The following is a 7,684-nucleotide window of genomic DNA, read 5'->3' as shown; positions in this document are numbered from 1 at the left end:
CTGGCCGATAGCTGCCGCTCACGAACGGCGACTTTCGGCCAATAGCTGCCATTCATAATGAGCAGTAAACCACCCATTGCAGTCGGTCGCGCCCGAAGCAGTCGATCAAAATCATCTGCTCATTCACGGTTATGAGGGGGCGGAAAAAATTCAGACGCCTTGAAGGTCGATGTCTCAGCCCCTGTAGAGTAACGCTTCAACTACAACGCCAAACGCTGATGAGTGTTCGCGACGATTGGGGTAGTAGAGATGGTAGCCGGCAAAGGGTTGGCACCAATCTTCCAACACCCGCACAAGGCTACCGTCGCCAAGCTCCTTCGCCACCATGTCCTCTGGCAGGAAAGCCAAGCCACATCCCGCCACGGCCGCACGCAGAATTGGCACGCTGCTGTTGAATGTCCATTGGCCTTCGACGCGAGCTTTGAGTTCGTGGCCATCCTTTTCGAAATCCCATTGCATCAGGCTGCCGTGAGTCGGCAGGCGCAGGTTGATGCAGTTGTGTGCCGCCAGATCTCCCGGTTCCATCGGGTAAGGCCGATGCCGGAAATACTGAGGCGAGCCGACAACTGCAATACGCAAGGATGGACCGATCGGCACGGCGATCATGTCCTTGGCCACCTGTTCACCCAGGCGCACACCTGCGTCATAACGCTGCGCGACGATGTCGGAGAGGGCGTAGTCGACGGTGATTTCGACCTTGATGTCCGGGTAGTCGGGCAACACCTTCAGCAGCTTCGGCCAGAGGATATTGTTGGCTGCATGTTCGGACGCCGAGATCCGCACGTTGCCGGCCGGCGTGTCGCGAAACTCACTGACAGCAGCCAGTTCCAGTTCGATCTCATCGAAGCGCGGCGCCATCGACTGATACAAGCGCTGGCCGGCCTCGGTCGGCGAAACGCTGCGTGTGGTTCGCGTCAACAGGCGCACGCCCAGCCGAGTTTCTAGGGCGCGCATGGTGTGACTCAGCGCCGACTGCGAAACGCCCAGTTGCGCGGCAGCACGGGTAAAACTGCCTTCGCGGGTGATGACCACGAAGGCTTGCAGGTCGTTGAGATTGGGGCGGGACATTGATGAGTACCTCTCATGAGGAGCGCGTGATTATTCCATGAAAGCAGGTCGCGCACGGATGCGCGACCCTTGGCGCGCTGATCACAAGGTGCGTGCGTAAAAATCCGTCAGTTTGCCGATCGCCGCATCGACATAACGCGGCACCCAGTAGGTTTCGATGTGTGTGGCGCCATCGAGGATGAACACTTCCTTGTCAGTGGTGCCGATGGCTTTCGGGAACGCATCCTGGGTCATGTACAGGCTGTCGGCCTTGCTGCCGGCGATCATCAGCAAGGGTTGATTGATCAACTCGATATGGTCGGTGGCGTCGAAACGCATAAGGTCAATAAGGCTGCTGGTGGTGTATTTGAAGGTCGAGTTCGGGTGCGCGTGGGTTTTCCAGTAGTACTCATAACCTTGGCGATACAGTTCGAAAGGCAGTTCGGCAATCTGCTCGTCGGTGAGGTTGGCATCCCCCGAATACAACACTGCGCCCCCCGCTGCCTCTTGCGCGCGCGCTACTGATGCCTGTTGCAAACGTTGCTGAATGCTGTCCATTTGCGAGTCGTTGTAGCCGTTGCGGCGTACTCGACCCGAGTTGAACATGCTCACCGTCGCCAGGGATTTGAAGCGTTTGTCGGTTTGCGCCGCCGCCAACGAATAACCACCGCCGCCACAAATGCCGAGCAGGCCCAGGCGATTGTCATCCACACCAGCGAACTGGCTGATGAAATCGGCCATGCCGTGAATGTCTTCGATGCGATACGCCGGTTTATCGATGCTGCGCGGCTGACCACCGCTGGCGCCCTGATAGGCCGCATCGGCCGTGATGGTGATGTAGCCCTGTTCGGCGAGGCGCTGGGCATACAGACCGGCGACTTGCTCTTTTACGCCGCCATTCGGATGCGCAACCACCACGGTCGGGTAGTTCTTCTTCGCGTCGTAGTTGGCAGGAGTGTAGACGTTGGCGGCGATGTCCAGACCGTTGAGCTTATAGCTGACCGGGTGAATGTTGACCTTGCCCGGTTCGTTGCGGGTGATCGCGCCGTCGTAGGCGAGGGTGAACGGGTTCTTCTTGTAGTCGGCGGCCAAGGCTTCGCCTGCCGAGAGGCCGACCAATGCCGACATGAACGTGGCTTTGAGAGTGTTCTTCACGTGAAGCTCCTGAGCAAAAAAAGGCGGCAGTTGCAAAAGTATTTGGGTCAGTCCAGCTGTTTTTCTTTGAGGAACTGCGCGACCAGGTCAGCGATCTGCACGTTGTTCAGATCCGACATGGGGAAATGGGTATTGCCGTGAATGCCAATCTCCGGCAGGTGTATCAATCGCACATCACCGCCATGGCGATTGACCGCGTCACGCCAGAACCGGGCCATTTTCAGGCGTGCGCGCCAACTGTCCTGAGCGGGCAGATCGACTGCCTGTTCCGGGATGTTGTCGCCGTACAGGATCAGGATCGGAATGCGCGTCAGTGCCATGAATTGCTCCATCGGCACCGCTGCGCCTTGCACCGTGTCGAATGCGCTGGGAATCGGCGCCGGCACTTCACCGTCAGCAAATACGAAACTGCTGCCCGGTTCGAACGCCACGATGGCTTTGACCTTGTCGTTCTTGATCGCCGTCAACCAGCCCGGCCCGCCACCCTGAGAATGCGTAAACAGGATGCCGGGGCCGATTTTGTCGAACAGCGCCGACACACCATCGGAGACCACGCCCATGTCAAACGGCCCGGTGTTCGGCGTCATTGCCCTGAAAAACTGCTCGCGGGTCTGGGCGTCCTGTGCCACTTGCACGCCGTTGAAGTAGCGGGGCCAAAGCCCGATGCGGAACTGGTTGAACCACAGTTGTTCGTCCGGCACAGGCTTGATGGTGGTCTCGACCATGCTGCGCCCGGCATCACCACGCCGGGGCTGATCGATCAGATAGACGCCGTAGTGGCGGCGCAGAAAGATGTTCTGAAAACCCTCGCGACCATCGGCGGTGGTTTCCCAGGTCTTGGAAAACTGACCCGCGCCGTGCCACATGACGATGGGCAGCTTTCGCGCGTCCGCCGGGATTTGATAGAAGGCGTAGGCGTGGTCCCCGTGGTAGGTCTGGCCGTTGGGTGTCATCGGTTGGCGCGGGTTGAAGGTGCCCGGTGCCGTGATCATCGTTCCGCCGGCGGCGAAGCTGCCTTGTTTCTGGATCAGCAGCGGGCCTTCGGAGTGGTTCGCGCAGGCCGCCAACAGGCTCAGCAGCGTGACGCTCAGTAAATGCTTTGCAGATTTCATGTCATTTCCCCGCTGGTGCGAGCGCTAGGGTCAGCGCTGCGCTTGCCCGCTTGGCAGTCTGTGTATCGCCATGCTTTTCAAGCAGCTCGGTGACCTGGCGCAACTGTGCCGCACTCAGCCCGACGCGCAGGCTCGCCGCCATGTGCGAACGCAGTTGCGATTCCACGCCCGGGGTCGCTGCCAGCGCCCCGACTGTCGCCAGTTCGCGGCTTTGCCAGTCGAGGTTGTCGCGCTCGAAAATGTCGCCGAACAGATGGGTTTGCAGGAACCGGTTGATCACCGGAGCGAACTCGAACACCGGGCCTTTGACCGGGGCGCCGGAGATTTTCGTTTGATTCGCCATACCCGCTGCCAATAGCTCATCCCCGACCGGAATCGCCCGGTTCGGCTCACGTCCCGGCGCATCGTCAAGGCCGCGTTGTTTGCGCGCCTGCACCACGGTCATCAATTCATTCAAGGCGTTGAGGCTGCGCGGGAAGCCGACGTAGGCGTAGAGCTGCACGAGAACTTCGCGGGTTTCGCTAATGGTCAGGCCGGCATCAAGCCCTTGGTTGAGCGCCGTGTTGAGGTTGGGCATGTCGCTGGTCGCCATGAACGCCGCGATCAGTGGAATGGCTTGTTGCTGGCTCGACAAGCTGGCTGCGCTGGCGGGTGTGCTGGTCATGGTGGGCGAAGCCTCGGCTGCTTGAGTGGTGACGCTGAACATCGCCCCGACGCCAAGGCAGAGCGCCATGAGTGTAGGGAGTGCAGTGCTGTTGCGGGTGTCAGTGATCATCGTGAAGGGCTCCATCCATTGCGGGGCGCTGCGGTGTCGCTGAATCGTACGGAGGTTGGTTATGGCGATTAACCCTGATATTGCGCATGGGTTCTTGAGCCGAACTCATGAATCGACGGAGCAGTCATCGCAGAAATCCCGACGCAACCCCGCAGATTCGGGGCTTAGACGTCGACTAGCCGATTGCCCCCAACGTGCCGGCAGCGCACCTTCGACACATTCCGTAACTTCATTTACCGGCGTATTGCGCATCCGAGACCTGTTCTGCCCAAGTGACGGTCTGGCCGTCCTCGGCTTCAGCGATGGCGATGTGGGTCATGCCGTTGCTGGCCGTGGCGCCATGCCAGTGACGGGTGTTCGGTGGAATCCAGACACTGTCGCCCGGACGGATCTCCTGACGCGCGCCCCCCTCTTGCTGCACATAGCCGACGCCGGCAGTGACGATCAGCGTTTGCCCCAGCGGATGGGTGTGCCACGCCGTGCGTGCGCCCGGCTCGAAGGTCACTGTGCCGCCGCCGATGCGCGCCGGCGGTTCACCTTTGAACAGGCCATCAACGCGCACCGTGCCGGTAAAGTTTTGCGCCGCGCCCTTGACCGAGGGCTGCGCGCCGTTTGGCGTGATGCGGATTTCGCCGGCGGCCTGGGACTCTGCCGCCATCAGTGACAAAGCAACGAGTGGCGCAATCAATCGGTTCATCGGATTGGTTCTCCGGTCAGACAAGAAAAGCGGCGCCGCCCGTGGCACCGCGTTGGGCAGACTCAGAGTCCGGTCATTTTCAGTGCCGATTCCGGCAGGCGTTCACCGTGCACCTGAATCTGCGCGATCTGCTCGTTGATCACGCGCAGATCGTCGCCGGTCAATTGCAGTTCGACCGCGCCCAGATTCTCTTGCAGTCGATGGGGTTTGGTCGTGCCAGGGATCGGCACAATCCACGGTTTTTGTGCGAGCAACCAGGCTAGCGCGACTTGCGCAGGTGTCGCGTGCTTACGCTCAGCGACGACTTTCACCACATCGACCAGCGCCAGGTTGGCCTTGCGCGCTTCGGGGGAAAAACGCGGGACGAAGTTGCGGAAGTCGCTGGCGTCGAACTGCGTGTGCTCATCGATTTGACCGGTGAGAAAACCGGCGCCCAGCGGGCTGAACGGTACGAAGCCGATCCCCAGTTCTTCCAGCACCGCCAGCAGCTCCAGTTCCGGGCCGCGCCAGAACAGCGAGTATTCGCTCTGTACCGCCGTGACCGGTTGTACCGCGTGGGCCCGGCGGATGGTTTCCACACCTGCCTCAGACAGGCCGAAATGCTTGACCTTACCCTCGGTGATCAATTCCTTGATGGTGCCGGCGACGTCTTCAATGGGCACCTGCGGATCAACGCGGTGCTGATAAAACAGGTCGATGTGATCGGTACGCAAGCGCTTCAATGACGCCTCGGCGACGGCGCGGATACGCTCCGGCCGGCTATTGGTGCCGCCGCCTCGTGCGCCGGTGATCGGGTCGATATCGAAGCCGAACTTGGTGGCGATGACGACCTGCTCGCGGATCGGCTTCAAGGCCTCGCCCAGCAGCTCTTCATTGGCGAACGGGCCATACGCTTCGGCGGTGTCGAACAAGGTGACGCCTTGCTCGTGGGCCGAACGAATCAGCTTGATCATGCTGGCTTGGTCGGCTGCCGGCCCGTAGGCCGACGTCATGCTCATGCAGCCAAGGCCCAATGCAGACACTTCCAGGCCATTGCCCAACGTGCGGTTTTTCATGATGTCACTCCGTACAGAATTCGATTAATGCGTGAGAGGGTGATCGTTCAGCCAGCCGTTCACGCGTTCCATGGTCTTGCGCTCCTGCTCACCCTCCATCACAAATCCTTCCAGCACTTTGGCCTTCGGCGCGTGCTTGACCAGCACACTGCGGCTGTTGCCCAAGCCGTAACCGCCGTGGGTGTTGAAGGGGATGAGGGTCTTGCCGGTCAGGTCGTGGGCGCTGAGGAATGCGCGCACGACCGGCGGCGCGGTTTCGCCCCAGATCGGAAAACCGAGATAGATCGTGTCGTAGTCGCTGAGGGCATGAACCTTGTTCTGCAGCTCGGGCTCGAAGCCACTGTCACGCTCCTGGCGGGCCTGCTCCACGGTTTGCAGATAGTCCTCGGGGTAAGCGTGGGCCGGACAAATCTCGAACAGATCGGCACCCAGTCCACGCTGGATCAGCCCGGCAACTACACGGGTATTGCCCGAGCGCGAAAAATACGCGACCAGAATGCGCGAGCCAGAACGCGGTGTTTCACCGGCACTCTGCGTGTCGGCAAGCGACAGCAGTGGCGCGCTGGCCAATGCGGCGATCACCGTGCGCCGCAGCGGATCGTAATCGTTACTCATCGGCCGACACGCGCCTTGAGGGATTCGGGGTAGCGCTCGCCTTCGATGCGGACTTGCCCCAGCGCAGTATCAATCGCTTTGAGTTCGGCCGCATCGAGCGTGATCTCCGCGCCGCCGAGGTTTTCTTCCAAGCGATGCAGTTTGGTCGTGCCCGGAATCGGCACAATCCACGGTGCCTGCGCGAGCAGCCAGGCCAGCGCGATCTGCGCCGGTGTCGCTTGTTTCTGCGCGGCTATCTGACGGACCAACACCACCAGCGCCTGATTGGCCTGGAGCGCCGATTGGCTGAAACGCGGGACGATGCTGCGGAAATCGTCGCTGCCGTAAGTGGTCTCAGCCGTCACCGTGCCAGTGAGAAACCCCTTCCCCAGCGGACTGAACGGCACGAAGCCAATGCCCAGATCCCAAAGCGTCGGCAGGATTTCCTGCTCGGGCTCGCGCCACCACAGTGAGTACTCGCTTTGCAGCGCTGTGATCGGCTGCACCGCATGCGCACGGCGAATGGTCTGCGCACCGGCCTCCGACAGGCCGAAGTGCTTGACCTTGCCTTCGCCAATCAAGTCCTTCACTACGCCGGCTACGTCTTCGATCGGTACGTTCGGATCGACGCGGTGCTGGTAGAGCAAGTCGATGTAGTCGGTCTTCAAACGACGCAACGAGCCCTCGACGGCTATTCGAATACGTTCGGGGCGGCTGTCCAGAGTCTGCTTTGTATTGTCGGCGCCGACGGCGAAGCCGAATTTCGTGGCGATCACGACCTGGTCGCGAACTGGCGCCAGCGCCTCGCCGACTACTTGCTCATTGATATAGGGGCCGTAGAATTCGGCGGTATCGAAGAAGGTGACGCCTCGCTCAACGGCTGAGCGGATCAGTGCGATGGCTTGTTCGGTATCCGTGGCCGGGCCATAACCATGGCTCAGACCCATGCAGCCGAGGCCGAGGGCGGATACTTCGAGTGAACTGTTGCCGAGTGTGCGTTTGTGCATGTTGATCTCCCATTGGGCATGGGAAGAACAGTAAGCGCGCTAACGACTGAGGACTAGACGGGTAAATCGGCAAAGCTTGATGAGGTTTGCTCATCAGTCCCGGAAAAGGGGAGGTGGCGACTGCCGAATGAAAGCCTGAGTCACGGTAGGCCATCACCGCTCGCACACAAAAAATCTGACACTCTCTTGACCGTCCGCTTTTGGCCGAACCCAGCCGCTCATGAGAGACCGCTTTCGGCCAA

8 protein-coding genes are annotated in these 7,684 nt (G+C 60.6%); all 8 read right to left on the bottom strand.

Annotated elements, in window-relative coordinates:
- Positions 1 to 174: 174 nt before the first annotated feature.
- Complete coding sequence (locus KCG87_RS27235; RefSeq protein ID WP_134786195.1) at positions 175 to 1,068, bottom strand: LysR family transcriptional regulator; 894 nt, start codon at positions 1,066 to 1,068, stop codon at positions 175 to 177.
- 81 nt (positions 1,069 to 1,149) lie between these two features.
- A complete protein-coding gene (locus KCG87_RS27230) occupies positions 1,150 to 2,202 on the bottom strand; it encodes an alpha/beta hydrolase (protein ID WP_101270023.1) in 1,053 nt (350 codons plus the stop codon).
- Positions 2,203 to 2,249: 47 nt separating this feature from the next.
- Complete coding sequence (locus tag KCG87_RS27225; RefSeq protein ID WP_171061861.1) at positions 2,250 to 3,194, bottom strand: alpha/beta fold hydrolase; 945 nt, start codon at positions 3,192 to 3,194, stop codon at positions 2,250 to 2,252.
- A gap of 121 nt (positions 3,195 to 3,315) precedes the next feature.
- Positions 3,316 to 4,089 (bottom strand): carboxymuconolactone decarboxylase family protein, encoded by a 774-nt coding sequence (locus tag KCG87_RS27220; protein ID WP_134786198.1) that lies wholly within the window; start codon positions 4,087 to 4,089, stop codon positions 3,316 to 3,318.
- 229 nt (positions 4,090 to 4,318) lie between these two features.
- Complete coding sequence (locus tag KCG87_RS27215) at positions 4,319 to 4,786, bottom strand: cupin domain-containing protein (RefSeq protein ID WP_134786199.1); 468 nt, start codon at positions 4,784 to 4,786, stop codon at positions 4,319 to 4,321.
- A 62-nt stretch (positions 4,787 to 4,848) separates the two neighbouring features.
- Positions 4,849 to 5,841 (bottom strand): aldo/keto reductase, encoded by a 993-nt coding sequence (locus tag KCG87_RS27210; RefSeq protein WP_210559229.1) that lies wholly within the window; start codon positions 5,839 to 5,841, stop codon positions 4,849 to 4,851.
- A gap of 24 nt (positions 5,842 to 5,865) precedes the next feature.
- Positions 5,866 to 6,456 carry a flavodoxin gene (locus KCG87_RS27205; protein WP_134786201.1) on the bottom strand — a complete coding sequence of 197 codons (591 nt, stop codon included), beginning with the start codon at positions 6,454 to 6,456 and terminating at the stop codon, positions 5,866 to 5,868.
- Complete coding sequence (locus KCG87_RS27200; protein WP_134786202.1) at positions 6,453 to 7,442, bottom strand: aldo/keto reductase; 990 nt, start codon at positions 7,440 to 7,442, stop codon at positions 6,453 to 6,455. Before KCG87_RS27200 ends, KCG87_RS27205 begins: the two co-directional genes overlap by 4 nt.
- Between the last annotated feature and the right edge of the window lie 242 nt (positions 7,443 to 7,684).

The sequence above is a fragment of the Pseudomonas sp. MWU347 genome, assembly GCF_017947305.1.
In the GTDB taxonomy this organism is placed as follows: domain Bacteria; phylum Pseudomonadota; class Gammaproteobacteria; order Pseudomonadales; family Pseudomonadaceae; genus Aquipseudomonas; species Aquipseudomonas putida_A.
Note: the sequence above shows the minus strand (reverse complement) of the source record. Positions and strands in the feature narration are given on the sequence as shown.